Origin of the sequence: Streptomyces sp. ISL-100 (assembly GCF_018614615.1) — a bacterium.
Classification (GTDB): Bacteria; Actinomycetota; Actinomycetes; order Streptomycetales; family Streptomycetaceae; genus Streptomyces.
The window spans coordinates 1-25,196 of the sequence record NZ_JAGGOK010000085.1; the positions used below are offsets into that span (position 1 = coordinate 1).

General features: G+C 71.7%; 22 protein-coding genes, 1 tRNA gene, 1 pseudogene and 1 riboswitch. Of the genes and pseudogenes, 10 read left to right on the forward strand and 14 right to left on the reverse strand.

Annotated elements, in window-relative coordinates:
- Positions 1 to 27: 27 nt before the first annotated feature.
- From J7E89_RS33690 to J7E89_RS33710, 6 genes are all read right to left on the reverse strand, one after another.
- Positions 28 to 267: a hypothetical protein gene (locus J7E89_RS33690; RefSeq protein WP_214979118.1), complete on the reverse strand. Its 240-nt coding sequence runs from the start codon at positions 265 to 267 to the stop codon at positions 28 to 30.
- On the reverse strand, positions 264 to 398 hold the full coding sequence (locus tag J7E89_RS41925; protein ID WP_285439315.1) for a hypothetical protein: 135 nt from the start codon (positions 396 to 398) through the stop codon (positions 264 to 266). Before J7E89_RS41925 ends, J7E89_RS33690 begins: the two co-directional genes overlap by 4 nt.
- A gap of 672 nt (positions 399 to 1,070) precedes the next feature.
- Positions 1,071 to 1,553, reverse strand: a complete 483-nt coding sequence (locus tag J7E89_RS33695; protein ID WP_214979120.1) for a hypothetical protein — start codon at positions 1,551 to 1,553, stop codon at positions 1,071 to 1,073.
- Positions 1,554 to 1,637: 84 nt separating this feature from the next.
- Entirely contained in the window at positions 1,638 to 1,835 is a 198-nt protein-coding gene (locus J7E89_RS33700) for a hypothetical protein (protein WP_214979122.1), read from the reverse strand.
- Positions 1,832 to 1,993, reverse strand: coding sequence for a hypothetical protein (locus J7E89_RS33705; protein ID WP_214979125.1), 162 nt, complete (start codon positions 1,991 to 1,993; stop codon positions 1,832 to 1,834). The genes J7E89_RS33700 and J7E89_RS33705 overlap by 4 nt, the downstream gene beginning before the upstream one ends.
- Entirely contained in the window at positions 1,990 to 2,235 is a 246-nt protein-coding gene (locus J7E89_RS33710) for a hypothetical protein (protein ID WP_214979128.1), read from the reverse strand. The genes J7E89_RS33705 and J7E89_RS33710 overlap by 4 nt, the downstream gene beginning before the upstream one ends.
- Positions 2,236 to 2,343: 108 nt before the next feature.
- Here J7E89_RS33710 and J7E89_RS33715 point away from each other — a divergent pair, with 108 nt between their 5' ends.
- From J7E89_RS33715 to J7E89_RS33730, 4 genes are all read left to right on the forward strand, one after another.
- Positions 2,344 to 3,102: a GntR family transcriptional regulator gene (locus tag J7E89_RS33715; protein WP_214979129.1), complete on the forward strand. Its 759-nt coding sequence runs from the start codon at positions 2,344 to 2,346 to the stop codon at positions 3,100 to 3,102.
- 92 nt (positions 3,103 to 3,194) lie between these two features.
- On the forward strand, positions 3,195 to 3,395 hold the full coding sequence (locus tag J7E89_RS33720) for a DUF5988 family protein (RefSeq protein ID WP_214979131.1): 201 nt from the start codon (positions 3,195 to 3,197) through the stop codon (positions 3,393 to 3,395).
- A gap of 53 nt (positions 3,396 to 3,448) precedes the next feature.
- Positions 3,449 to 3,522 (forward strand) — tRNA-Met (locus tag J7E89_RS33725).
- 101 nt (positions 3,523 to 3,623) lie between these two features.
- Positions 3,624 to 4,886 (forward strand): PP2C family protein-serine/threonine phosphatase, encoded by a 1,263-nt coding sequence (locus J7E89_RS33730; RefSeq protein WP_214979134.1) that lies wholly within the window; start codon positions 3,624 to 3,626, stop codon positions 4,884 to 4,886.
- Here the strand turns inward: J7E89_RS33730 and J7E89_RS33735 are convergent.
- Positions 4,819 to 5,808 (reverse strand): DUF2332 domain-containing protein, encoded by a 990-nt coding sequence (locus J7E89_RS33735; protein ID WP_214979137.1) that lies wholly within the window; start codon positions 5,806 to 5,808, stop codon positions 4,819 to 4,821. The two genes, J7E89_RS33730 and J7E89_RS33735, sit on opposite strands and share 68 nt — an antisense overlap.
- Before the next feature lie 259 nt (positions 5,809 to 6,067).
- A riboswitch (cyclic di-AMP (ydaO/yuaA leader) is annotated at positions 6,068 to 6,215 on the forward strand.
- An 11-nt stretch (positions 6,216 to 6,226) separates the two neighbouring features.
- Here J7E89_RS33735 and J7E89_RS33740 point away from each other — a divergent pair.
- Positions 6,227 to 7,330, forward strand: a complete 1,104-nt coding sequence (locus J7E89_RS33740) for a M23 family metallopeptidase (RefSeq protein ID WP_214979139.1) — start codon at positions 6,227 to 6,229, stop codon at positions 7,328 to 7,330.
- A 147-nt stretch (positions 7,331 to 7,477) separates the two neighbouring features.
- Positions 7,478 to 7,576, forward strand: a pseudogene (locus tag J7E89_RS33745) (aldo/keto reductase); the annotation flags it as partial.
- Positions 7,577 to 7,606: 30 nt separating this feature from the next.
- Here the strand turns inward: J7E89_RS33745 and J7E89_RS33750 are convergent.
- The 4 genes from J7E89_RS33750 to J7E89_RS33765 form a co-directional block, all read right to left on the reverse strand.
- Positions 7,607 to 8,995, reverse strand: a complete 1,389-nt coding sequence (locus J7E89_RS33750; protein WP_214979142.1) for a PrsW family intramembrane metalloprotease — start codon at positions 8,993 to 8,995, stop codon at positions 7,607 to 7,609.
- A gap of 42 nt (positions 8,996 to 9,037) precedes the next feature.
- The gene (trmB, locus tag J7E89_RS33755; protein WP_308315688.1) at positions 9,038 to 9,829 is read right to left on the reverse strand and encodes a tRNA (guanosine(46)-N7)-methyltransferase TrmB; all 792 of its coding nucleotides are present in this window, start codon (positions 9,827 to 9,829) and stop codon (positions 9,038 to 9,040) included.
- Between the two features lie 660 nt (positions 9,830 to 10,489).
- Positions 10,490 to 11,695, reverse strand: coding sequence for an L-2-hydroxyglutarate oxidase (gene lhgO, locus J7E89_RS33760; RefSeq protein ID WP_214979145.1), 1,206 nt, complete (start codon positions 11,693 to 11,695; stop codon positions 10,490 to 10,492).
- A 119-nt stretch (positions 11,696 to 11,814) separates the two neighbouring features.
- A complete protein-coding gene (locus J7E89_RS33765) occupies positions 11,815 to 13,257 on the reverse strand; it encodes an MFS transporter (RefSeq protein ID WP_214979148.1) in 1,443 nt (480 codons plus the stop codon).
- 602 nt (positions 13,258 to 13,859) lie between these two features.
- Between J7E89_RS33765 and J7E89_RS33770 the strand changes: the two genes are divergently transcribed.
- A complete protein-coding gene (locus J7E89_RS33770) occupies positions 13,860 to 16,016 on the forward strand; it encodes an asparagine synthase-related protein (RefSeq protein WP_214979152.1) in 2,157 nt (718 codons plus the stop codon).
- A 201-nt stretch (positions 16,017 to 16,217) separates the two neighbouring features.
- Here the strand turns inward: J7E89_RS33770 and J7E89_RS33775 are convergent, their stop codons facing one another.
- Positions 16,218 to 18,245, reverse strand: coding sequence for a sigma-70 family RNA polymerase sigma factor (locus J7E89_RS33775; protein ID WP_214979155.1), 2,028 nt, complete (start codon positions 18,243 to 18,245; stop codon positions 16,218 to 16,220).
- Positions 18,246 to 18,478: 233 nt separating this feature from the next.
- Positions 18,479 to 19,270: a TetR/AcrR family transcriptional regulator gene (locus tag J7E89_RS33780; protein WP_214979158.1), complete on the reverse strand. Its 792-nt coding sequence runs from the start codon at positions 19,268 to 19,270 to the stop codon at positions 18,479 to 18,481.
- Positions 19,271 to 19,601: 331 nt separating this feature from the next.
- Here J7E89_RS33780 and J7E89_RS33785 point away from each other — a divergent pair, with 331 nt between their 5' ends.
- Together J7E89_RS33785 and J7E89_RS33790 are read left to right on the forward strand one after the other, a co-directional pair.
- Complete coding sequence (locus J7E89_RS33785; RefSeq protein WP_214979161.1) at positions 19,602 to 20,942, forward strand: NAD(P)/FAD-dependent oxidoreductase; 1,341 nt, start codon at positions 19,602 to 19,604, stop codon at positions 20,940 to 20,942.
- Positions 20,943 to 21,129: 187 nt separating this feature from the next.
- Positions 21,130 to 22,806: an ATP-binding SpoIIE family protein phosphatase gene (locus tag J7E89_RS33790; RefSeq protein WP_214979164.1), complete on the forward strand. Its 1,677-nt coding sequence runs from the start codon at positions 21,130 to 21,132 to the stop codon at positions 22,804 to 22,806.
- A gap of 131 nt (positions 22,807 to 22,937) precedes the next feature.
- Here the strand turns inward: J7E89_RS33790 and J7E89_RS33795 are convergent, their stop codons facing one another.
- Positions 22,938 to 24,221, reverse strand: coding sequence for an MFS transporter (locus J7E89_RS33795; RefSeq protein WP_214979172.1), 1,284 nt, complete (start codon positions 24,219 to 24,221; stop codon positions 22,938 to 22,940).
- A 137-nt stretch (positions 24,222 to 24,358) separates the two neighbouring features.
- On the opposite strand from J7E89_RS33795, the gene J7E89_RS33800 reads away from it, so the two are divergent.
- On the forward strand, positions 24,359 to 24,916 hold the full coding sequence (locus J7E89_RS33800) for a MarR family winged helix-turn-helix transcriptional regulator (protein WP_214979167.1): 558 nt from the start codon (positions 24,359 to 24,361) through the stop codon (positions 24,914 to 24,916).
- Positions 24,917 to 25,196: the final 280 nt, after the last annotated feature.

Genomic DNA, 25,196 nt, shown 5'->3' on the forward strand with positions numbered 1-25,196 from the left:
ATGGGCGGCGGGGCGTCAGACCGAGCGTCATACGCGCTGGTCAGAGCCAGGATGGGGCGGCACCTTCATGGCCATGCGCTCAGGCGCTACGCCGTCGGGGTAGTGCCCGGATTCCCACGCCCACCGGTAGCCGTGGGCGAGGAATGCGACTGCGAGCCGGACGGCGTCCGACGTCGTGCATCCGGTGCGCAGGAGGACCGCGAGGTCGTCAGACAGGTCAGCGTCTACGCGGACTGTCAGGCGGGCGCCGGCAGCCGGGGCGCTCACTGGACGCCCCATGCGCGGTAGCCGGTGGCAGGCGTCGCCGCGAGCTGCTCGCGCAGATACGCCGTCGTCCACTGGACGCCGAGGGGCGGCTCGTCCTCGACGACGCTGCGGAGCGCGATCCTGGCATGCATCACACGATTGGCGAGTACCTCGCCGTACTGCTCGGCGTCGCCGACATGGCGGGGTTAGGTATGTCGATCGCTTCAAGAACGACCGCGAGTAGGTCGCGGATGGGGTCGGTCACTGGTTCGGACTCCTTGATCAGAAGGGGTTCAGATCGAGGCGCCGTCCGGTGGTAGGACACCGGGCGGCGCCGTTCGTCGTGTCGTGGCGCGGTGGTCACGTGGTCACGGCTGTGGTCACGGACGCGCCGTAGAGGGCTGACACGGGGCGGTACGGGGTGGTGGTGCTCTAACGCGCTGACCTGCGGGGGAGCCGGGGATCGTCATCGGGCACCATCCGGCGGCACGTCCGAATTCGAACTTTTAATCCGTTGGTTGTGGGTTCGAGTCCCACACGGCCTACCAGCTCAGCCCCAGGTCAAAGTGCATCTGATCTGGGGCTGAGCTCGTTTCGTGAGCCGATGAAGCCCCGGCCGACCGCCTCGGGAGAAGCGGACTGGCGGGGCCGCTGTGAATGTCAGCTCTTCGGCGGGACTACGAATGCGCGCGTCGGCTTGGGCTCTGGGGCGCGCGATTCCGGCTGTTGCGCGCGCTTCCACGCTGCGGCCAGCCACGTGTACTTCGGATCGGTCCACTCCTGGGGCATGGTGGGTCTCCCTTCCGGTCGCAGCGTAGGGGCACTCAGGGCTTCTTGGTGATGACGATGGTGCCGCCGTCGTCATCACGCTGGCACTCGGCCGCTACCGGGATGCTGGTGTCGGTGGGGGCGACCCACATGGCGGGCTCGGGGGTATATCCGGCGGCCTTGATCGCTTCCTGGCTGCGGGTGAGGGCGTCCGGGTCGCGGCGGCCGGGGTTGGGGGCCTCGGGCACGTGGTGGACGAACATGCCGAGCCGAGCAGCCAGGCTCGCCTTGACGCGCGTGTGCAGGATCAGCGCGTGCCATCCCTCGTCCACCACGCGGGACGGAGCCAGGCCGGCGCCGGGGTGCGCTGCGCAGGCCGCCTCGAATTTGATGGCCTCCAGCGTGATCAGCTCCGCGACGTCGAGCTCCATGCCAGGGTTGTTCTGCTGGACGGTCGCGGTGACCGCGACGAGGTCTTCGGGGCTGATCAGGTCGCGGACGTCCCGCGTCACGGGCGGCGGCTCGGTGGTGATACTCATGGTGGTGTTCTCCCGCCTTCTGGATGGGATGGACGTCCGCCTCGGCCGGGGTTTCCTGGCCGGATGCATCGGCCGAGGCGGGGATCAGTGGGGGTGCTGGTCAAGCACGTGCTGCGGAGCACGCGGCGGCACGGCTCGGCGGCCGGACTCAGGGCCGGGGGCGATGTCCTCGGGCGTAATCGGCGGGCCGTGCCACATGAGGGTGACACCGTGCTCGTCGCAGTAGGCGCCCTTGTCGTTCTCGACCGGGAAGTCGTGTTCGCCTTTGCTGCACGCGGTCATCGCCGCGCCTCCCGTTCTGCCTGCCGCAGCCGCGCGCCGACCGGGCAGCGCAAGGCGGGGCACTTGGGGCAGGTCTCGGCGTGGTCGAGGACGGCCTTGTACGCCGCCAGTTCGGCGGGTGTAGTCGCGTCTTTCGTTCGGCCGGCGAGTTGTGTCACTGCTCTGCCTCTCTGTCGAGCTCGGCCCACACGACATCGCCGTCCGCAGTGCGGTTGTGCCCGAATCGGGCTGCTCTCGCCAGGGCGGCGAGGACGGCCGTGCGGGTGACCAGTGAGGGATGCTCGGGGAGGTCCGTTTCGACGCGGATGCGGTCGGGCGTCTCATCGAGGCGGGGCTCGCCGCCGGTTGCCGCGGTGAGCATTGCGGCGATGGCGGCTGCCTGTGTCTCAGCGGAACGCACGGGTCACCCTTCACGAGCATCTGATCACTCCTTGTGATGCTGAGTATTCAGCTTCGACCTGATGGGTTAGCTTTGTCAATGTCGACGCACAACCTCGGAGTCGCTCAAATGCCCCGTGACACGCCGTACTTGCAGGTCGCTGACGCGCTGCGTGCCCGCATCATGGCGGGCGAGTGGGCCGTGGGCGACAAGTTGCCGTCCCGGGCCCGCTTCGCCGAGGAGTACGGGGTCGGGCAGAGCGTTGCCCAGCGCGCGATGGAGCGGCTCATCATCGAGGGCCTCCTCGAAGGCCGCTCCGGATCCGGTACCTACGTCCGTCGGCCGCGCGAGCGCCTGCGCATGGTCCGCTCCCGCCACCGCGAGCGCCGAGGCGGCAGCCCGTTTCGTGCGGACATGAAGGAGCAGGGCCGGGCCGGTACTTGGGAGTCGCGCAGCGAGGCCCGCGCACCCGCCCCGGACCACATCGCGGAGCGCCTGGCCATCGACCCCGGTGACCTGTGCGTCCGCACGCACTACGAGTTCCTCGCCGACGGCCTGCCGGTCCAGCTCTCCGAGTCGTGGGAGCCCATGGCCATCACCGACGGCACACCCGTCGTGCTCCCCGAGATGGGCCCGCGCGCAGGCGCTGGTGTTGTCGAGCGGATGCGGTCGATCGGTGTCGACATCGACACCGCTGTGGAGATCCCGCGCCCCGCCCGCGCCAGCCAGGAGCAGGCGAACCTCCTGGGCATCAGCGTCGGCGATCTGATCACGGAGATCGAGCGGACGTACTACGACGTCGACGGGCGGCCTGTAGAGACGGCGGACATCGTCGTCGCGGATGTCCGCTGGGAGATCGCTTATGAGATCGGCATCCAGCGCGACTGAGTCCTGACTTACGTACGCGCTCGTGGGCGGTCCGTTACTGAAGGGATGCGCTTGGCGTGCGGGTGGGGCCGGTGCGTGGCAAGACTGGGGGCATGACTGAAAAGGCGCTTCTTGAGGGCGGGCCGGACGATCTGACTGAGCGGATCGTGCCGATCACGCCTCCCGGACAAGAGCTGAAGATTCCGCACCGTGGCGGGTATGAACACTTCAAGATCACGTCGAGGCATCAGGACACCGATCAGGGGCGGCTGACCGTCTTCGAGTGGTGGGAACGGACCGAGATCGCCGAGTGATCCGGCAAGTGGTCAGGGGCTGTCCCCCGATGGCGTACAGTTGGGTTTAACGACGCGGGGTGGAGCAGCTCGGTAGCTCGCTGGGCTCATAACCCAGAGGTCGCAGGTTCAAATCCTGTCCCCGCTACTGAAGAAGAAAACGAAGGCCCGGATCTCGGAAGAGATCCGGGCCTTCGTCGTATGTCCGGGTGCGGGTGAGACCGTCGTCACCCGGTTGGCCGACCCCGGATGGCCGTGCGGCGCGGCTACGGCCAGCCTGGGTGGGGCGCGGTACCGTCCGCAGCCGGGTGCGCGGCGAGCAGGAGACCACAGGTGGGGAAGCAAGGCGGCGCGGGCAAGGTTTCGCGGTTCGTCCGGGCGCTGCCGGCGCTGCTGATCGTCGGCGCGTGCGTATTCGACGTCACCACGCCGCCGAACTTCACCGCGTCGCCGCTCTTCGCCGCCGCCCCGCTGATCGCCGCGCCGCTCTTCTCGTTCCTCAACACACTGGTGACCGGCGGTGTCGCGACCGCCGCCCTCGTCGGGCTGCACCTCTACAACGGCACCTCGACGCACGTCGAGTCCGTGACCGAGCTGATCACCGTCGCCGTGCTCGCGCTCGTCATCAACCGCGTCGTACGCCGCAGCGGCCGGCAGCTCGCCTCCGCCCGCACCATCGCCGAGGCGGCCCAGCGCGCCGTGCTCCCCGCCCCCGCCGACCGGATCGCCGGGATGCACATCGCCGCGCGGTACGAGGCCGCGCAGGCGGACGCCTTGATCGGCGGGGACCTCTTCGCCGTACAGGACACGCCGTGTGGGGTACGGCTCGTGGTCGGCGACGTACGCGGCAAGGGGCTCGGCGCGGTGGAGGCGGTGGCGGTCGTCATCGGGGCGTTCCGGGAGGCCGCCGAGCAGGAGCGGTCGCTCGAAGGCGTCGCGCAGCGGCTGGAGCGGGCACTCACGCGGGAGGGCGCCCGGCGCGACGGGCTCGACGCCTTCGAGGGGTTCACGACCGCCGTACTCGCCGAGATCCCGCGTGGGGAGGCGATGGTGCGGCTGGTCAATCGCGGGCACCCCGAGCCGCTGCTGCTGTACGCCGACGGGGATGTCGCGGGGATCGTGCCGGCCGTGGCCGCGCTGCCGCTGGGGATGGGCGAGCTGGGCGCCTGGCCGGACCGGGCGCAGGAGTACGCGTTCCCGCCGGGCGCCACGCTGCTGCTCTACACGGACGGCCTGTCCGAGGCGCGGAATCGCGCCGGTGCCTTCTACGATCCCGCCGCGCGGCTGCGCGGGCGGATCTTCCCGGGGCCCGAGGAACTGCTGGACGCGCTCACCGACGACGTACGGCTGCACACGGCCGGAGCCGCCACGGACGACATGGCCCTGCTCGCGGTCGGGCGGCCCGCCGAGGGGCAGCAGGACCGCCGCAGGACCGTGAGTCTGGTCAGGCGGGCCCACGCCCACCTGCCGGACGGTCGAACCAGTGCAGGCTCTGGCCGTGCGGGGCCGTGAAGGCGACCGCGCGCTCGTCGATCGCGAGGGTGAGCAGGTGCTCGTCGTCGGGGGCGGGGGCGTCGAGCCAGGGGAGCACGGTGTGGTGCTCGTTGGAGATCCAGTGGCCCGGCAGTGCGCGCACGAGCGCGGCGAACTCCTCGCGGCGGGCGAGCGGCAGGTACATCAGTACGGCGGTGTGGAAGACGACCAGGGTCGCGTCCGCCGGGGCCTCGGCGGCCAGCGCCGGGAGTTCGTCGACGAGGTCGCCGCGGACGATGCGCGGGCGGGGCGCTGTACGTACGGCCTCGATGGCGGCGAGCTGCTGACGCGGGCGGTCCACCTGGCTGGGCCAGATCAGTGACTGGAGCCAGCGGACGTCGTCCTCGTCGGTGGTGTCGAGGGGGTTGAGGTCGATGCCTGCCCGCCAGGCGATGTCGGGGAGCGCGGTGGGCAGGGGCGCGGGGCCTTCCGTACGGCAGTCGAAGGTGACGGGGGAGGTGCCCAGGGTGGCGCCGCCGTTGTAGCGGTAGGCGTAGCGGTCGGGGTGGAGGCACAGGCCGGCGGAGGCGCCGACCTCGATGAGGGCGAGCGGCTGGGGGAGCCCGGCCAGGAGGGGCAGCAGGGGGGCGCAGCGGGCGGGCTCGTTGGTCTGGGTGAAGCGGGCCAGTATGACTTCGCGTACGTCGTCCCAGTGGGCCAGGGTCCAGGCGCGGAAGGGCGCCCACCGGTCGTACGGGCCGCCGAGGAAACGGACGGCGGCGAGGAGGAGGTTGGGCTGCTGCTTGTTGCCGGGCGGCAGGGCGGCGATGAGGGCGCAGAGGTCCTGGTCCTCGCTGATGCGGGCGGTGAGTTCGGCGTAAACGGGAGAAGTGCCGCGCGCCTGCTGCTCGGAGAACTCGCGGTAGCGCTCGGCGACCGACTGCGTGCTGTTGACAACCATGGTGCCGAAGCTAGCGTCACAGCCGGCGCCGCGACCGTGCGTAATCGCGGTATGCCCCTCCGCATAACAATTGACGAACCGTCATGGTGAGGATGTTTCCTGAGGTGCGGTCAACTCGTCCGACTGTGGGCGTTTGTGTCCTGGTTGGTTCAGTCCAATGCCCTTAACGATCAACTGGAACAGCTTGGAAAGCGTGCCCGGTGTCTATTAACGTTCGATAACGCAGCGCGGTCGTCCCAGTCGTCGCAAGAGACGGCACCGTGCGCACGCGCCGAATTCCGCAAGGAAACCGGGGAACCACGTTCCTTGGGGTGAATCGGGCCATTTCGTACCAACGGAGCGGCCCGTAGGAGACCTTCCTGCTCCGAACCCGTCAGCTAACCCGGTAGGCGAGAAGGAAGGAAAGGAGCACGCCTCCGTGGCGTCCAACAGGCCTGCCCCCCAAGCGACCCTGCCCTCTTACGGGGTACCCAATGACACTGAGAATCACGTCGGCGGGGAGGGAACCTGGGAAGAGTGGAATCCCACCGAGGAATCCGTCCGGCCCGTACGCGGCCGCCACCGCGTCGCCAAACAGCGCGGCGGACTCGGTCGCAGCTCCACGGTTCTCGGCGTCGGCGTCATAGCCGCGGTCGGCGCGGGCGGCATCGCCACCGCGCAGGACAAGCCGGCCATCTCGATCTCCCTTCCCGACCTTCCCGACTCGTTCACGGACTCGCTGCCCGACGCCAAATCCCTTCCCGGCGTCGGGTCTTTCATGTCCGACGACTCCGGATCCGGTTCGGGGGCGGGCACACCGGGCGAAGCGGTCGTGGCCGCCGCCCCCCTCACCACCGCGGGCGTCACCACCGCCGACGCGCAGCAGGGCACCACTGACGCGGGCGAGGCCCTGCGCGCCCGCATCCTCCAGCAGGCCGAGCAGCAGCAGGCCGCCGCTGACGCCGAGGTGAAGCTGGCCGCCGAGAAGGAGGCCGCCGAGAAGGCCGCGGCCGAGGCGGAGAAGCAGCAGAGCGCGGCGGAGGCCAAGGCCGCGGAGGAGAAGCGCGAGGCCGAGGAGAAGAAGCGGCAGGCGGAGGAAGAGGCCGCGCGCAAGGCGGAGGAGGAGCGGCTCGCCAAGCTGGCCGCCAGCTACTCGCTGCCCACCTCGTCGTACACGCTCACCTCCACCTACGGTCAGTCCGGCTCGATGTGGTCCTCCGGCCAGCACACCGGCCTCGACTTCGCCGCCCCGACGGGCACGCCGGTCAAGGCGGTGCACGGCGGCACGATCAAGTCCGCGGGCTGGTCGGGCTCGTACGGCTACCGCATCGTCCTGGAGCTCCCGGACGGTACGGAGATCTGGTACTGCCACCTCTCCTCGATGACCGTCACGTCCGGCGATGTCGGTACGGGCGAGGTCATCGGCCGCGTGGGCGCCACCGGCAATGTCACGGGGCCGCACCTCCACCTTGAGGTGCACACGCCCGGCGGGGCGGGCGTCGACCCGGCCGCGTGGCTGCGCGGCAAGGGTCTTTCCGTCTGAGGGCAACTTCCGCGATACGTCCGCGGCAACTTCCACAGTCCCCGGCAGTCCTGGCGCACGCCCCCCGAGCCAGGGCTGCCGGTCTGTGTTTACGGCGCCGGTGCGGCGCAGGAATTGGCAGGAATCCTCAATCGCCGGACGGGCTGCCTCTACTCCACGCACTTCTACGACCCGGACGTGCGCGTCGAGGAGATCATCACCGCCCTCGACCAGCTGGTACGGCACGGCAAGGTCCGCGCCATCGCGCTGCTGACGGCTGCGTCCGCCTGATACCCGCTACTGCTGCCGGTACGGGTTGTACGCGGCGTAGTCCCGGTGCGGGGCGGGGTGCGGCGGCCCGTACCCGTACGGGTGCCACGGCGGTGGTGTCCGCAGCCGCCCCGTCGCCCGCGCCGCGTACTCCAGGGCCGGCCCGGCCACTTCCCTGCGCTGCCACAGGTGGTGCAGCAGCTCCTGCTCGCGTGCCGTGAAGTCCGGACCCACCGCGCCGCGGTGCGCCCGGTGGCGCAGGAAGGCGAGCGAGGTGGCGGAGGCCTCGTACTCGGCGACGGCACGGGCGGCGGCGCGGCCTCCGTGCGTACGTACTCCATGCGTACGGGCCGCCGCGTCCCGCGCCAGCGAGCGGGCCCGCATGGAGGAGAGCGCGAGCGGCTCGGCGGGCAGCAGCCAGCCGGCGGCGGCATAGGCGGGCAGCTCGGCGGCTATGGTGCTCAGCTCGCGCTGGCGCGTCCAGACCACCAGCCAGGTCAGCAGGGCGAAGGCGGGGACCATGAAGCCTGCGTACACCGCGTAGAAGCCGTACTGCCCGAAGACCGCCGAGCCGTTCCACAGAGCGTGCATGCCCATCGCGAACGCCAGGCCGAGCAGCGGCAGCGCGATACGCCGCCACCGCCCCCGGCGGTGCGGCGGCGCGAGCGCGGCGAGCCCGAAGCCGATGCCCGTCAGCACCGTGAACAGCGGGTGCGCGAACGGCGACATCACTACGCGTACGAAGAAGGTCGCCGCGGTCACCGACGCGAGGCCGGAGGCGCCTGCTTCCTGGTCCTCGCCGAAGGCGTTGCCGAGGTAGAGGATGTTCTCGGTGAAGGCGAAGCCGGTCGCCGTGAACCCGGCGACGACCACTCCGTCCACGATCCCCGTGAAGTCCCGTCTGCGGAAGAGGAAGATCAGCAGCAGGGCCGCCGCCTTCGCGCTCTCCTCGACGACCGGGGCTATCACTGTCGCGCCGAGGGATTCGGCCCCCGCCGGGTCGGCGGTGGCTGTGGCTATCCAGCGGGTCGCGAAACTGTTCGCGATGATCGCGACGAGAGCGGCGGCGAACGCGCCCCAGGCGAAGGCGAAGACGAGGTTCCGCCAGGGCTCTGGCTCCACCCGGTCCAGCCAGCGGAACGCCGCTGCCAGCAGCGGCACCGGAAGGACCGCCAGCCCCAGCCCCACCAGGAAGCCATGAGTGCCGGTCTGGTGGCGGACGATCGCCAGGATCACCAGGGCGCAGAGCGCGAGCACCGTGATCACCGCTCCCGCGCGCACCGCCCTGACGCGCCACCAGGCGCGGCGCGGCTTGTAGCGCCAGCGCGCAGGCGGCGGTACGGCGGCGAACTGCGGCTGCTGCTCACAGTCCGGGACCGCCGGGTGCTGCCGGGGGTGCGGAGGCGACTCGTACACCCGTCGACCCTAACGAGGGGCACTGACAACTGGCGACGGCGCCTACAGGCTCTGGCAGCGGCGGAAGAGAAGGTCGTGCACGACATGGCCCTTGTCGAGGCCCTGACCCTCGAAGCGGGTGAGTGGCCGGAACGCGGGCCTCGGCGCGTAGCCGCCGTCCGGCACGGTGTTCTCGAAGTCGGGGTGCGCGGTGAGCACTTCCAGCATCTGCTCGGCGTACGGCTCCCAGTCGGTCGCACAGTGCACGATCGCGCCGGGTGCGAGGCGGGGCGCGACGAGGTCGAGGAACTCGGGCTGGATGAGGCGCCGCTTGTGGTGGCGCTTCTTCGGCCACGGGTCGGGGAAGTAGACGCGCAGGCCGGCGAGAGAGGCGGGCGGGAGCATCTCGCGGAGCAGGATGATCGCGTCGCCGTTCGCGACGCGGACGTTGGTGAGGCCGGCGCGGTCGGCGAGACCGAGGAGGTTGCCCTGGCCGGGCGTGTGCACGTCGACGGCGAGGATGCCGGTGGTGGGGTCCTCGGCGGCCATCTGGGCGGTGGCCTCGCCCATCCCGAACCCGATCTCCAGGACGACCGGCAGGCCACGGCCGCCGAAGAGCTCGTCGAGATCGAGGACGCGCTGCCCGTCGATGTCGAGGCCCCACTGGGGCCACAGCCGCTCCAGCGCCTCGGCCTGCCCCGTGGTCACGCGGCTGCGCCGCGGCTGGAAGCTGCGGATCCGCCGCTCGTGGTGCGACCCGGCGGGGTCGGGCGCGGGGCCGCCGGGGAAGCGGGGCTCGCCCTTGGCTCGGTGGAAGGGGGAGACGGGGGGATGGATGCGGGAGGACTCAGACACAATGCCCCGATTCTACGGCGCGGTGGGGGTGGGGTGGGGTGGCGTGGCGTGGCCCTGGGGGTGGCTGTTGCCCTCCCCGCCCTGTCCTGGGGGTCTGGGGGCAAGCCCCTGACCCCCGGGGACGGGCTACCGGCGTGTCCTCAAGCGCCGGACGGGCTTGATTTGGCGGGGCGGGTGTCGCCGCGCGGGTTTGGTGCCGCCAGGCTGGGCCGGATTGGCCGGCCGGCCCGAGGCGCGGGTCAGGGCCGCCGCATGCGGGGCGCGGCCGAACCTCCGCGCGCGGCGACCTTCTACGGGCGATTCAGCCCGTCCGGCGTTTGAGGACCGGGGTCTGGGGCGGAGCCAAGTTCCGCGAAAGGCGCGGGTGTGGGACAGCGTCGCAGGCACTCCGCCGAGCCCGCACCGCACCGCGTCGAGGTGGCACGGCACCGCGCACCGCACCGCCCGGGGGCCGCACCGGGCCGCACCGCGCCGGGGGTGGCACGGCGCCCGCACCGCACCGCGCCCGGGGACCGCACCGCACCGCGCCGGGGTCGCACGGCGCACCGCACTGCCCTGCACCGCACCGCGCAACCGCACCGCGCCGGGGGTCGCACGGCGCCCGCACCGCACCGCGCCCGCCGACCTCACCACCCCGCACGCCACCCCACTCCGCCCCGCCTACCCCGCCGCCAAAACCCCCAGCGCCCGCCGAGCCACCCGTCTTCCGATCGGGAGTGACGCCGTTGCGGCTGGGGAAGGGGCGTTCAGGACGTGGATGATGCGCGGCGTCTCGCGGATCAGGAAGTCGTCGACCAGCGTCCCGTCCCGCAGCACCGCCTGCGCCCGCACCCCCGCCGGCGCCGGCCGCAGATCCGCCGCCGTGACGTCCGGCAGCAGCCGCCGCACGGCGTCGGTGAACGCGCGCTTCGACATCGAGCGGTGCAGCTCGCCCGCCCCGTAACGCCAGTGCTGGCGGGCTATCCGCCAGGACCCCGGCCAGCCGAGCGTCCCGGCCAGCTCGCGCGGCCGGATCGCGGACCAGGCGTAACCTTCCCGCGCGAGCGCCGGCACCGCGTTCGGCCCGACGTGTACGCCGCCGTCGATGCCCCGGGTCAGGTGCACCCCGAGGAACGGGAACGCCGGATCCGGCACCGGATAGACCAGCCCGCGCACCAGCTCCGGACGCGCAAGCTCGAAGTACTCGCCCCGGAAGGGGACGATCCGCATCCCGGGGTCGTCGCCCGCCAGCCGCGCCACCCGGTCACAGTGCAGGCCGGCGCAGTTCACCAGGACTCGCGCCCGCACCACCGCCCCGTCAGCCGTACGCACCGCCACACCCCACGGCCGCCGGTCCACCACGGCCACCTCCGCGCCGTACCGGATCTCCGCGCCCGACGCGCCCAGGCTCTCCGCGAGCTGCCCCGCGACCGCCCCGAAGTCGCACACGCCGGTCGTCGCGACCTGGATCGCGGCCAGCCCCCGTACATTCGGCTCGTACTCCTCGATCTGAGCCGGGCCGAGCTCCCGCACCGGAATCCCGTTCTCCCGCCCGCGCTGCACCAGCGCGTGCAGCCGCGGCAGCTCCTCCCGCTCGGTCGCGACGATCAGCTTGCCGGTGACTTCGTGCGCGATGCCGTGCTCCGCGCAGAACTTGATCATCTCGGCCGCGCCCCGCACCGCGTACCGCGCCTTGAGCGAACCCGGCCGGTAATAGATGCCGCTGTGGATCACGCCGCTGTTGCGCCCGGTCTGGTGCAGCGCGGGGCCCCGCTCCTTCTCCAGCACCGTCACGCGCGTGCCGGGCGCGGCGCGCGTGATGGCGTACGCCGCCGAGAGCCCGACGATCCCCGCACCGATCACCAGCACATCGCAGTCGTACGTCATCGCTTCACCTCCCACCACGGCCGTCTCGTCCGGGGAGAGCGCGCCCCGGACTCCCGATGATGCACTGACCCACTGACAACGCCTTCATACCCGGGGGAGAACGACCCTCACGAAGCGCCTCACGCCGGCGCCACCAGCAGCGGCCGCGCCCGCTCCCGCAGCTCCGCGACCCGCGGCTCGTCGCCGTACGGCTCCAGCCGGTGCAGCAGATCGCGTACGTACTCCGTCGTCCGCGCCGACGAGATCCGCCCCGCGACCTCCACCGCCCGCGTCCCCGCCGCGCACGCCGCATCGAGGTTCCCCGACTCGAGCTCCGCGACCGCCGACACCACCAGCCGCAGCCCGTGCGAGCGTACGAACTCCTCCGTCGGCCGCGACAGCGCCTGCTCCGTGAACCGCCGTACCTGACGTGGCGCCTTCAGATCGCGGTAGCACTCCGCCGCGTCGGCCGCGAACCTGTCGTACGAGTAGAAGCCCAGCCAGGTCGGGTCGGGATCGCCCTCCCGCGCCCGCTCCAGCCACCCCTCCGCCGCCTTCAGCGCGCCCCCCGCCGCCTGCGCGTCGCCCGCCTTCGCGTGCGCCCGTGCCTCCACCAGCCGGAAGAAGCTCATGGTGCGGGCGGTGGCCAGCCCCCTGTTCCGCTCCAGCGCCGCCTGCGCGAGGTCGACACCCTCGTCGGCGAAGCCCCGGTAGGTCGCCTGGAGCGACATCGACGCCAGGACGTAGCCGCCCAGCGGCACATCCGCCGCCGCACGGGCGAGACGCAGCGCCTGGATGTAGTAGCGCTGAGCGGCCTCCTGCTGCCCGGTGTCGAAGGCCATCCACCCCGCCAGCCGTGTCAGTTCCGACGTGGCGCCGAAGAGCGAGCGGCCGACGTCGTCGCTGTACGAGCCGAGGAGCAGCGGCGCCGCGTCAACCCGTAAGCACTCGGGGACCATCGACGAACGCCAGTCCCCGCCGCCGTACTTGGAGTCCCAGCGCCGAGCGTCCTCTGCGGCCTCCCGCAGCTTGGCCACGTCCGCGTGCCCCACCCGCAGCGGCGTCGCGTCCGTCGCCGACTCGTCGGAGGACGCCGTCGCCGTGGAGTCCCGCGCGACGGACGAATCGGCGGGCGTTATCAGCCACCGCGACGCGGGCGTGGCGTACGCGCTGACCGCGAACGAACCGGCCAGGGACTGCCAAATGCCGCCGCTGCCCGCCCGCCGGCCCGCCAGGTCCAGCCGGTACAGTTCGGTTGCCGACCGGACCGCCGCCGATACGTCGCGCGGGAAGGCGAGGCCCACCTCCGGCGCGGGGTCGGCGTCGGCCAGACCGATCTCGTGCAGCGGCACGGGACGGCCGAGCTTGGCGCCGATGGCGGCGGCGATCAGGTGGGGCGCGGCGCCCTGCGGCACCATGCCCTTCGACACCCACCTGGCCACCGACGTTTTGTCGTAACGAAGTGTCAGGCCGCGCTGCGACCCGAGATCATTGACCCGCCTCGCCAGGCCGGCATTGCTGATTCCCGCGAGGGCGAGAACCGTGCCGAGCTTTTCGTTCGGCCCGCGTTGCTCCCTGGACATGCGCCACCCCTCGACACAGACGGCCGTCCGGCGGGGACATTCCCAGCCTTACCGCCCGCACAACCATGCGGCCAGTCCAGCCGGAATATGCGGACCGCGCAGGACATCAGTTGAACCCAGCGTAGTTCTCCGCCTCCCGACCGTTAAGGGGCGGTGGTCCGTATGGCGAGATTCGTGTAGTTACACGAACGCCCGCGCTCCGCCCCGTGCTCCGTGTGTGTGGCCGTGCGCCCGCCCTGCGCTCTAGTCGGGCCGGCCCGGGAGCCGCTTCCATGGGAGTTGCGTGGGTCGGCCCGCTGCACTGGATCCAGTGGGCTGGGGGACACCGCCGTCTTCATCCCCGCGGGCGGCGGACCGGTCCGGGAGGCGAACAGCGCCTCCCGGACTGTGCGTTCCCCCTCCGCCCCCCGCGGTACCGCCGCGCTCGCAGAATAGCTGAATGGCGCCTGTCGCCCAAACCGGCCGAAGTCCTGCGCGTGGCGGACGCATTGACTTGCCCGTACGCCCTCCGTAGGCCCTCCTGCGTGCCGTTGTCGTGGCAGCATGGTCCCGAAGCTACTTCGGTACGTGCGTTTGGTTGCCCACAACCTGTGGAGGCGGCGATGCGGTGGTTGGTGGGGTGGAGCAGTGTCGCCGCGAGCTTCGGGACGGTCGGAGCGGTCGGCACAGTCGGCACCACTACCCCTTCCTCCCCTTCCTCTGCCCAATCCGATTCCGAATCTCTCACCGTGCATCCCGTCGGCTCCCAGCTGCTGTGGGGCGACCCCGACCCCCTGTGGGCCGTCGGCGACTGGCGCCCCGACGAAGTACGTACCCTCAGCGTCGACCCCTTTACCCGGATCGCCGTCCTCGGCTGCTGCGGCGCGTCCGACGAAGAACTGCGCGTCGGCCTCTTCGCGGCGCGCGGCGGCGCACTGCGGCACCTGACCGCATGGTCCGGCAGTTACACGGCCGTCGTCCAGGTCGGCCGCCGCGTCACCGTGGTCGGTGACCTGGCAGGTGCGCGTCCTGTCTTCTATACGCCCTGGGCCAATGGCACCGCGTACGCCACCGCCGCGCTCCCGCTCGCCGACCTCATCGAGGCACAGCTCGACATCGGCCATCTCGCGGCGCTGCTCGCCTGCCCCGACGTACCCGAAGCGTTGCGCGACGGCACGCCGTACGCCGGCGTGCGGCGCATTCCGCCGGGGCACGCGCTGGTCCTGCGCGAAGGATCGCGCGAGATCACCGGGTACGAGCCGGTGGCGTCCCTCGCCGTAGCCGCAGCCCAACTCGACCCGGAGCGAGCCGTGGACGGCGTCCGGGAGGCCCTCGTCGAAGCGGTACGGGCGAGACTCACCGCACCGCGCCACGCCCCCGAGACCGCGCCACCCGACCCGGGGCCCGTCCCCGGCATGGGCCCCGCCGATCGCCGGGCCGCCCGCGGCGCGCCCGTCCCCGGCATCGGCGCCGACCTCTCGGGCGGCAGCGCCTCCGCCACCCTTGCCCTCCTCGCCGCGGGCCTGCCGGGTCTGCCCGGCACGGTCCTGGGCCACGGCACGGGCGCGGGGGAGCGGCTGCTGGCGGTCACCTTCAACGACCTGACCGCCGAAGGCCCCGGAGCCGAAGCGGAGTTGGCGCGGGCCGGTGCCATCGCCGCCAACCCCCGCCTGCACCACGTCGTGGTGGCCGCAGGCGCCGAAGCCCTTCCGTACGCCGACTTGAACAGCGGCCCGCTCACCGACGAACCGGGCCCCTCCCTGGTCACCTCCGAACGCCACCGCCGCCGCCTGGCCGCAGGCAGCGCCGACCACTTCACGGGGCACGGCGCCCGCCAGGTCCTGGACGCCCACCCGGCGCGCCTCGCCGACCTCCTGATGGACCGCAGACGGCGCGACCTGCTGCGCCCGGTCGCCGCCCTCGCCAAAGTCGAAGGGCCGTCCGCCCACTCGCTCTTCGTCCCGCTGACCGTCTACCGCGCCGCCCGCCGCCTCGCCCGTACGCCGTACCGCGCGGGCATCGAGGAGGCGGCGGCCCGCCTCATGGACCGCCGTTTCGACGAACCGGGGGCCCGGGGCACCGGCAACGGTCCGGCAACCGCCCTGGACGCGTCACTCGCGGCCCTCGCCTGGACCAGGCCGGGCCCTGCGGCGCGTTGGCTGACGGGCGAGGCGCTGGCTGAAGTATCGGTTCGCCTCCAGGCGTCCGCGACCAGGCCCTCGTCGGTGCAGCGCCCCGGCGAGGCCCGGGCGCGGGCCGCACTGGCCCGGGCGGCGGCCGACCACCGGGTCTTCGAGCAGGCCGCGGAGGTCCGCAGCCAGCGCCTGCACGCCCCGTTCCTCGACAACCAGGTCGTACGGGCGTCCCGCACCCTCCCTGAAGCCTTGCGCGTCCAGCCGGGCGCCCGGGCAGCGATCCTGCGCGCCGTCCTGTCGGGCGCGGGCATCAAGGACCTGCCCCCTGGCTGGGGCGCCACGTCCCATGCCTCCTCGGCGGCGGCGTCCCGGGCCGGAGTGCGCGCCGCGGTGGGCGACTTGATCGCCCTCTTCGACGCGCCACTGCTGGCCGACGCGGGATTGATCGAGGCCCGCGTCGTACGCAAGGCCCTGCGCGCGGCGGCCGAGGGCGAGCCGGTCCCCCTGGACGGCCTCGCGGACCTGGTCTCCACGGAACTGTGGCTACGCCGCCTGGTCTCCCGCCGAGGAACCTGCTGGACGGGCACGGCGGCCCCCCGCCAGCGCGCGGTGGCAGGCGGCGTTCCGCCACGCCGAGCGCTCTGACGGGAACCCCTGCGGGGGCTTTCCCTACCCGCCCCTTCCCGAGCTGGGGGCTTCGCCCCAATTCCAGCCTGTCCGGCGTTTGAGGACACGCCCGAAGGGCGTCTGTGTGGTCTGGGGGCTGGGGCTTGCCCCAGTTTCGGGAAGGGGCGGGGTGGGGAAACGGCCAACCGCAGGCGCCCGCCCCACCGCACCGCCCACCTACTACCCCCCGCAGCTGATCCGCGACTGAGCCCAGTCCGCCAGCACCATCGACTCGTACGGATGCTCCGGCTCCACGACGAGCCGGATCGACTCCCGGCCCGAGATGCCCGCCCGCACCGGCACAGCCGCCTCACCACCGCGAACGAGCCCCGACTGCCACAGCAGCGCACCGTCCCCGTACAGCGAGAAGCGCGCGGCCCCGACGCCCATCGTCATGTCGTCGATACCGACGAGCGCGTCATAGGTGGCGCACGCACGGTTGAGGTCGATGGTGACGGACGACTGCGCGTGCATCGTCACCCCGTTCCCGTACCGCACACCACCGATCGACATCCCGTAGCGCTGCCACAGCCAACTGCTCTCGCCGAGCCGCACCTCGGGCTCGGTGTGATCGCCGAACGTCCCGTAATGCAGGGTGTTCACCTGGTAGACGACGGGCGCGGGCGGCGGCGGAGGAGGAGGCACGGGCTCCGGAGGAGGCGTGGGCTTCGGAGTCGGCTTCGGAGTCGGCTTCGGCGGCGGCGGCTCGGGCGGCGCGGACGGCTTCGGCGCGGGCGAGGGCTCCGCCCGAGTCGGCGTAGGGGTAGGAGTAGGAGTAACAGACGGCCCCGGCGGAGCCACCGGTCGCGGTTTCGGCGCCGGCGGCGCAGACCGCACCGGCGGCTCCGGACTCGGCCGCTGCGGTACGACGGGCCGCGACACCGGCGGCTTGGCCACCGGCTTCGGCTTGGGCTTCGCGTCCTCACCCGCGAGCGCGAACACCACCCCCGCGGCCACTGCCGCGGCCACCGCCGCACCGATGGCCACCTTCGCCGGGGCACCCAGGGCTTCACCCCCGGCTGCACCGGCCGCGCCCCCGGCCGAACTCGAACCCGCACCCGAAGCCGCGCCGGTCGCCGCGGCGGCAGCCCCCGCGCCGGCCGCCCCCGCCGCACCCGCCGCTCCGCCCACCACCAGCCCGGCGGCCTTGACCACGTACCCACCGGCGAACCAGCCGATGACCGCGATCGGAAGCAGCGCCGGAATCCCGGCGTTGACGTCGCTCAGCTCACCCGCGGCCATCCGGCACTTCGCGCACTCCTCCAGATGCTTGCGCAGCCCCCGCTCGGCCCGCATCCGAAGCCCGCCCCTGGCATACGCGCCCAACCGGTCGGCGTACCGCGCACAGTCGCCGCCCGCCGTCAGCGCCGTACTCACATGTGCCTGGAGATACGCCTGCTTCAGCCCCTCCCGCGCCCGGCTCGCCAGCACGGCCGTGGCATTCGCGGTCAGCCCGAACAGCGGCGCGACATCGCTCGGCGACTCCTCCTCGACGGTGGTGTGCCACAGCACCGCCTGCCAGCGCTCGGGCAGGCTGCGAAACGCTTGCATGGCCAGCGTCTGCTCCGCCTCGTGCATGGCCCGTACGTCGGCCCCGAGGTCCAGGGTGTCGTCGTCCGAGGCATCCGCCAACCGGTCGGACTGCGCCGCGAAGAGGGCGAAGTCCTCGACCAGATGCTCACGTTTGGCGGTCTTCGTCCAGGCCGCGGCCACCCGCCGCACCGTCGTCAGCAGATACGCCCGTACGGCGTGCTGGGGCCCCGAGCCCCCGCGCACCGCCTGCAACGTGCGGGCGAAGACTTCGGCCGTCAGGTCGTCGGCGGTGTGGGCGTCCCGGCAGCAGGTACGGGCGTACCGGCGGACGGCGTCGGAGTGCCGCCGGAACAGTGCTTCGTACGCACTGTCGTCGCCCGCCCGCATCCGCTGGATCAGCTCGGCGTCGGACGTCGGAGTCTGCGCCGCCGGGTAGCTGTACGCGCTGCCGCCCTCGCGCTGCATGGGGACATTCGCGACGTCGCCCTCCACGGCCGGCCACGGCCCCGGCAGCACGGTCCCGCCGGCTCCGTACCTCTCCCAGTCAGCGTCAGGCTCGCCGCCGTCGTCGTCCGCCCGGCCGCGCCCCGCCTGGCTCAGGACCTGTCGCGAAGGCAGCCCACCGGGCTCCATGCCGACACGGTCGAGCGGCTCGTCCCGCCCCTCAACACCCATAGCGGAAGCCCCCGTAAGCACCCTCGGACCCGGAAATACCGGCCAAGAATCCCACAGAGCGCACCACGGCCCATTGCTCCAGCCGGGCAACCACTCATCCGGGGAGTTTTCCCGTATGCGAGCACTAGCCTTCACCCGAACAGGGAAGGGGCGAGAGGTTCGGCAGGCCCGCTCGTCCGCCACGTGGCGAACAAGCGGACCCCCGGACAAACACCCGCAGGGCGTAGACCGGCCTAAACCGGCCTGGACCGCAGACCTTCCAGCAGGATGTCCAGCAGCCGGGCGGAAGCCGCCGCCTGCTGCGCCGCGTCCGGCAGCGAAGGCGCCGCCGTGGCTATCACCAGCAGCACATCGGCCACCGTCACATCGCCACGCAGCTCACCTGCCGCCCGCGCCCGGTCCACCAGCCGCCCCACGACCTCGAGCAGCTCCGCGGCACCCGCGTCGTCACTCCCCAGGTCGTCGCGCTGCTCGACCAGCCGCAGCTCAGGCGCCGCTGAACCCGTCACCGAGCCCGTCACCGAACCCGCCGCCGGCCCCACGGCCTGCCGCTGCTGCGGCACCCGCACGTCGCCCGGCACCAGCGGCAACTCGCCGTCGCCGCCGCCGCCGTCCACGCCCACCCGCAGCACCTGCGGCGGCAGCAGCCGGCCCGCGCCGGACGCCACCGAAGTACGCAGGAAGCGGGACAGGGCCGACCACGGCTCATCCTCCTGCCCCAGAGCCGTACGCGCCTGATCGGTCAGCCGGGAGGTCTCCTCCTCGGCTATTCGGCGCACCAGTACGTCCTTGCTCGGGAAGCGGCGGTACACCGTCCCGACGCCGACCCTGGCGCGTCGCGCCACGTCCTCCATCGGCGCCCCGTAGCCCAGCTCGCCGAATACCTCGCGAGCGGCCCGCAGTACATGCTCAAGATTGCGCTGTGCGTCCACACGCAGCGGCGCGGAGCGTGGTCCTCCGGTCCCCGCGCGCCCGTTGCCGTCGGATGCGACGGCAGTCTGCCAATGAGAGTCCTGAATGTGCATCAGCGTTCCCCCGGTAATGATGTCTCCCCCCGGAGACTCCCCGCCCTGATAGTCGGCCGGGACCGCAGACCCGGCCGCCCCGACGAGATACGAACATAGTTGAGCGCGCGTAGATACAGAAGGGGGTAGTTCCGCACGGAGCGCCCGCCCGATCGGAGTATCGACCGGAACCTTCCTGATTCGGCCACTCTCAGCACCCCCTCCCCGCCCGCTGACCTGCAAACCTTCCACATCGAGCAGGAATTCCCGCACCTCGCCGCGCCCGTGACCTCCGGTCACACAATTTGCCGGGCCTGTGGACAAAGTCCAGCGGCCGTTGCGTCATGGGACAGTGACAGAACCTGCGCGCATTCTCGTTGTCGGCGGCGGCTACGTCGGGATGTACACCGCGCTGCACCTCCAGCGGAAGCTGAGAAGTGGCGAGGCCGAGGTCATTGTGGTGACCCCTGATCCCTATATGACGTATCAGCCGTTCCTGCCCGAAGCGGCGGCCGGCTCCATCTCGCCGCGCCACGTCGTGGTCCCGCTCCGCCGCGTCCTGGACGAGTGCAAGATCGTCATCGGCGAGGCCAAGTCGATCGACCACGCCAAGCGCACCGCGACCGTCACCACCCTCGCCACCGAGGAGGAGGGCACCGGCGGCATCGAGATCACGTACGACGAACTCGTCCTGGCGCCGGGCTCCGTCTCCCGCACCCTCCCGATCCCCGGCCTCGCCGACTACGCCATCGGCTTCAAGACCGTCGAAGAGGCCATCGGCCTGCGCAACCACGTCATCGAGCAGATGGACATCGCCTCCGCCACCCGCGACCCGGCCGTCCGCGACGCCGCCCTCACCTTCGTCTTCGTCGGCGGCGGATACGCGGGCGTCGAAGCGCTCGGCGAGCTCGAGGACATGGCCCGCTACGCCGCCCGCTACTACCACAACGTCAAGCCGCAGGACATGAAGTGGATCCTCGTCGAGGCATCGGGCCGCATCCTCCCCGAGGTCGGCGAGGAGATGGGCAAGTACGCGATCCGTGAACTGCGCGGCCGCAACATCGACGTACGCCTGGAGACCCGTCTCGACTCCTGCGCGGACCGCGTCGCCGTCCTCAGCGACGGCTCCCGCTTCCCCACCCGCACCGTCGTATGGACTGCGGGAGTCAAGCCACACCCCGTCCTCGCGGCGAGCGACCTTCCCCTGAACGAACGCGGCCGGCTCGCCGCCACCGCCAAGCTCACGATCGAAGGAACCGAGCACGCCTGGGCCGCCGGGGACGCCGCCGCCGTCCCCGACCTCACCGCGGACGAGACGGGCAGGGAGTGCGCGCCCAACGCCCAGCACGCCGTACGCCAGGCCAAGGTCCTCGCGGAGAACGTTCTCGCTTCCCTGCGCGGCGAACCACTCAAGAACTACGAGCACAAATACGCCGGTTCGGTCGCCTCGCTCGGTCTCCACAAGGGCGTCGCGCACGTCTACGGCCGCAAACTCAAGGGCTATCCGGCCTGGTTCATGCACCGCACGTACCACCTGAGCCGGGTGCCGACCTTCAACCGCAAGGCCCGGGTTCTGGCCGAATGGACGCTCGCCGGACTCTTCAAACGCGAGATCGTTTCGCTCGGCTCCCTGGAGCACCCGCGAGCCGAATTCGAACTGGCCGCACACGGCGAGCCGCCCAAGACCAAGTGACGACTGTCAGTGCGGTCGGTCACACTGGGCGTGTGACCATAGGTTGGCTCACACCGGCACAGAGTCACCCGCTGTAGCGACACACCAGCTCCCCCACACAGCAACGCCAGCAGCCCCAGCAACCCCAGCGACCACTGCGTCAGCAACGCAATACAACGCAACGCGACACCATGAGGCTTGAAAGTCAGTGAACTTCACGCGCTGGAGCGCCCGTCTCCCCGGAACGCAGCGCCGCGCCGCAGCGCGGACCGACCGCGGCTCCGTCCCGGCGGCCCGCGTTGAGTACGGCCGGCAGTCCGAGCACGGGCCCGACGCGCCCGACGCCCAGGGCGCGCCCGGCGACGACCCCCTGCACCCCCGGCACCCTCTGACGGACCTCTCCGTCCGCGAGATCCTCGGCCGGCTCCCCGCCCTCGTCGCCCTGGTGTACGGCCCCGAGCACCGCGTCGCGTACGTCAATGACGCCTACGCCGCCGCCTTCGGCCCCCGCGAGACCGGCGCCCCCGCCGCCGTCGCCCTCCCCGAGCTGGACGAGCTCGGCCTGCTCCCGCTCCTGGACCAGGTCCTGCGCAGCGGTACGCCCCGTACGGTCAAGTCCCGCAAGGTGCCCAAGGGCGGCTCGTACACCATCACGTGTACGCCGATCGAGCCCGCGACCGGCACCGACGGGGACGGTGGCGTGCTGATCTTCGCCGCGGACGTCACCGACCACGCGGAGGCCGCCGAGCGGCTGCGCGCCAGCGAGCGCCGCCTGCGCGAGACGGCGGTCACCCTGCAACGCTCCCTGCTCCCCCAGGAGCTGGAACAGCCCGACGACCTGCGCATCGCCGCCACGTACCAGCCAGGCGGTACGGACGCGGCGGTCGGCGGCGACTGGTACGACGTGATCACCCTCGGCGCCGGACGTACGGCGCTGGTCATCGGCGACGTCATGGGCCGCGGGGTGCGCGCCGCCGCCGTCATGGGCCAGCTCCGCACGGCGGTCCGCGCGTACGCCCGCCTCGACCTCCCGCCCCACGAGGTCCTGCAGCTCCTGGACGGCCTCGCCGCCGAGATCGACGCCAGCCAGATCGCCACCTGCGCGTACGCCGTCCACGACCCCAACGAGGGCCGCCTCGTCTACGCGTCGGCCGGCCACCTCCCGATCCTCGTCCGCGACGAGGACGGCACGGTCCGCCGCGCCGAGGACCACACGGGCCCGCCGCTCGGCACCGGCGGCTGGATGCACACCTCGGGCACGATCGCCCTCCCGCCGGGTTCCACGGCTGTCCTCTATACGGACGGTCTCGTCGAGCGCCGCCGCGAGGACATCGACGAGGGCGTGGCCGCCCTCGAACGCGCGCTGTCCGGCGCCACCGGCACGCCCCAGGTCGTCTGCGACCGGCTGATCCGAGCGCTGGGCGTCACGGCCGACCACGACGACGACGTGGCGGTACTGGTCCTCCAGCACCCCACGCGCACCGGCCCGGACGCGGAGCTCTTCCACAACGCGGCACTGGATCTGCTCGGCGGCATCGAGGCGGCCCCCCGCGCCCGCGCCTTCGCCACCGGGGTCCTCGCCTCCTGGCGCTTCCCGGTGGAGCTGTGCGACCTGGGAGTCCTGGCGGCGAGCGAGCTCGTCGCGAACTCCCTCCAGCACGGCACCCCGCCGATGCGCCTGCGCCTTCGCCGCACGGACCGCCGGCTGATCATCGAGGTGACGGACGGCGACGACCACCTGCCGCGCCGCCGCCGGGCCGAACCGGCGGACGAGGCGGGCCGCGGCATCTCGATCGTCGCGACAATCGCCTCGTCCTGGGGCAGCCGGCGGACGCCCGGGGGCGGCAAAGCGGTGTGGTGCGAATTCGCCCTGCCGACGGTCTGACGCGCCTCGGGGCCGGATGGGCAGACGCCTGCGGCGGCCTTGTTTCCCTGTCCCCACCCCGCCCCTTCCCGAAGCTGGGGCAGCGGGAAGGGGCGGGGTGGGGAACAGCTCCGCAGAACCCGACGCCCGCCCTACTCCACCGGCGCCAGATCCTTCACCGGCATGCCGGAAGCGACGACCCGCGACCGCACCGGCACCGGCCGGTCCTGCTCCGGCGTCAGCTGCTTGCCGAGCCGCAGCGCCAGCACGCTGATGCCCAGCGAGAAGACGATGAAGGTAAGGATGTACGGCGCGTGCAGCGACGCGCCCATCGGTCCGCCCACCGCCGGCCCGACCGCCAGCGCAAGCTGCTTGACCAGCGCGAAGGCGGAGTTGTACTGCCCGATCATCGACTCCGGCGCCAGATCGGCGACCAGCGGCGCGACGGTCGGCGACAGCATCGCCTCACCGAGCCCGAACAGCGCGTACGTCGAGATGAACGCGGCCGTAGCCATCGTCTGACTGCCGTGCCCGAGACCGGCGTACCCGGCCACGACCCACGCGACGGTCCAGATGAGCCCGACCAGCGCGATGACACGCGAACGCCGCCGCCGCTCGACCAGCCGCAGCACCACGAACTGCGCGATGACGATGACAGCGGTGTTGGCCGCGAGCGCGATGCCAAGCGTCGAGGGCTCGATCCCCGCCGCCTCGGTCCCGTAAGCCGCGAGCCCCGACTCGAACTGCCCGTAACACGCGAAGAACAGCACGAACCCGAGCCCGCACAACTGGACCATGGCCCGGTGCTTCAGGAGCGCCCGCAGGCCGCCCCCCTTGGCAGCGGGGTCGTCCTGCGGCATGGCGCCGGGAATAACGGCCGCGCGCGGCAGCCGGACACTCGCACCGATCCCGGCGAGCACCAGGAACATCACGGCCTCAATGCTGAAGAGGAGCAGGAAGCTGTCGGGCCGGCTTTCGTCGACGAGCTGGCCGCCGATCAGACCACCGATGCCGAGGCCGAGGTTCGCGAGAAAGAACTGCATGGCGAAGGCCCGCGTACGGGTGGCCGGGGTGGAGCACCACACGATCATCGTGGCGAGCGCCGGCTGCACGACCGCCGTACCCGCCCCGAGCAGCGCGGCGGCCAGCAAGACCGTCGGCACGCTGTTCGCGAGCCCCACGCACAGGGCACCGGCGGAGGCGCTCACCGCACCGCCGACCAGCACGGGCAGCGGCCCGCGCCGGTCGATGACGCGGCCGGTGAACGGCAGGACGACGAGTGCGGCCACAGCAAAGACGGCGAGCACCACACCTGCTGTACTCGCGCCCAGGTCCCGCACCTGAGCCACGTAGACATACAGATACGGAACGGTGAATCCGATACCGAACGCGCTCAGCGCGTTTCCCATCTGGATCCGGCGCATCGCGGCGCCCATTGCCCTGGTCACACTCACCTGCTCAAGGTTTCGAAGGAGAAGAGCTGAAGTCTGAAGACTTCAACACTAAAGTTAGAACTTGAACAGTACACGCCGAAGGACTTAAGTGCCAACGACTACGTGTCATACTGCGCGGCATGCCTGAGACCCAAGAGCCGCACGGCCCCCAGGAGCCGAGCCTCGACGAACAGATCGCCGCCTATCAGCGTGAGTACGGCGACCTGGACCCGCAGGTCGAGAAGGTCGTCTCGGCCCTGGGCCGCCTCAACCGCCGTATGAACGTGGCGTACGGCCGGCAGGTCGCCGCACTCGGCATCAGCAACACGGAGTGGGAAGTCCTCAAGACCCTCGTCGTTTCTGGAGCGCCCTACCGACTGGGCCCCGGCGAGCTCGCGAAGCGCCTCGGCCTCACGCCGGCCGCCATGACCCATCGCATCGACCGGATGGCGGCGGACGACCTGGTCACCAGGGACCGCGACGAGAACAACCGCGTCCGCGTGATCGTGGAGCTCACGGACGAGGGCCGCGCCAAGTGGCTCGAAGCGATGCGGATGGCGTCGAGCTTCGAGGAGGACCTGCTCCAGGACCTCACCGCCGACGAGCGTGGTTCGCTCGGCGAGATGCTGATCCGCCTGCTCCGCAGGGTCGAGGACGCCCAGCCGGACGCCGGGGGCCGCCTGAAGGACCTGGACTGAACACCCGTACTGACGCCCGTACTGACGGCCCATCGGCGGGGGTTGACACAGCCTCCGCCGATCCGTAAGGTTCTTCGAGTTGTCACGGAGCCGGAACGGTTCTGCGACAACCGCTCGCCGCGAAAGCGGCAAACCCAAACTCTCAGCACCATCTCCCACTCGGGGATAATTTCGGCATGCCGGAATTCATTCGAGAGGCTCGATTATGAGCCGCCCGGGAAATCCGCTAGAGTTCTGGATGTCGGAACGGCCCAACAGCCGGAAAGACAAACCCCGCTGA

Excerpts from the sequence above, each read along its gene's own strand:
- J7E89_RS41925 (WP_285439315.1), bottom strand. The coding sequence starts at position 398 with ATGCATGCCAGGATCGCGCTCCGCAGCGTCGTCGAGGACGAGCCGCCC.
- J7E89_RS33695 (WP_214979120.1), bottom strand. The coding sequence starts at position 1,553 with ATGAGTATCACCACCGAGCCGCCGCCCGTGACGCGGGACGTCCGCGAC.
- J7E89_RS33700 (WP_214979122.1), bottom strand. The coding sequence starts at position 1,835 with ATGACCGCGTGCAGCAAAGGCGAACACGACTTCCCGGTCGAGAACGAC.
- J7E89_RS33715 (WP_214979129.1), top strand. The coding sequence starts at position 2,344 with ATGCCCCGTGACACGCCGTACTTGCAGGTCGCTGACGCGCTGCGTGCC.
- J7E89_RS33720 (WP_214979131.1), top strand. The coding sequence starts at position 3,195 with ATGACTGAAAAGGCGCTTCTTGAGGGCGGGCCGGACGATCTGACTGAG.
- J7E89_RS33730 (WP_214979134.1), top strand. The coding sequence starts at position 3,624 with ATGGCCGTGCGGCGCGGCTACGGCCAGCCTGGGTGGGGCGCGGTACCG.
- J7E89_RS33735 (WP_214979137.1), bottom strand. The coding sequence starts at position 5,808 with ATGGTTGTCAACAGCACGCAGTCGGTCGCCGAGCGCTACCGCGAGTTC.
- lhgO (WP_214979145.1), bottom strand. The coding sequence starts at position 11,695 with ATGACGTACGACTGCGATGTGCTGGTGATCGGTGCGGGGATCGTCGGG.
- J7E89_RS33765 (WP_214979148.1), bottom strand. The coding sequence starts at position 13,257 with ATGTCCAGGGAGCAACGCGGGCCGAACGAAAAGCTCGGCACGGTTCTC.
- J7E89_RS33770 (WP_214979152.1), top strand. The coding sequence starts at position 13,860 with ATGCGGTGGTTGGTGGGGTGGAGCAGTGTCGCCGCGAGCTTCGGGACG.
- J7E89_RS33775 (WP_214979155.1), bottom strand. The coding sequence starts at position 18,245 with ATGGGTGTTGAGGGGCGGGACGAGCCGCTCGACCGTGTCGGCATGGAG.
- J7E89_RS33780 (WP_214979158.1), bottom strand. The coding sequence starts at position 19,270 with ATGCACATTCAGGACTCTCATTGGCAGACTGCCGTCGCATCCGACGGC.
- J7E89_RS33795 (WP_214979172.1), bottom strand. The coding sequence starts at position 24,221 with ATGGGCGCCGCGATGCGCCGGATCCAGATGGGAAACGCGCTGAGCGCG.
- J7E89_RS33800 (WP_214979167.1), top strand. The coding sequence starts at position 24,359 with ATGCCTGAGACCCAAGAGCCGCACGGCCCCCAGGAGCCGAGCCTCGAC.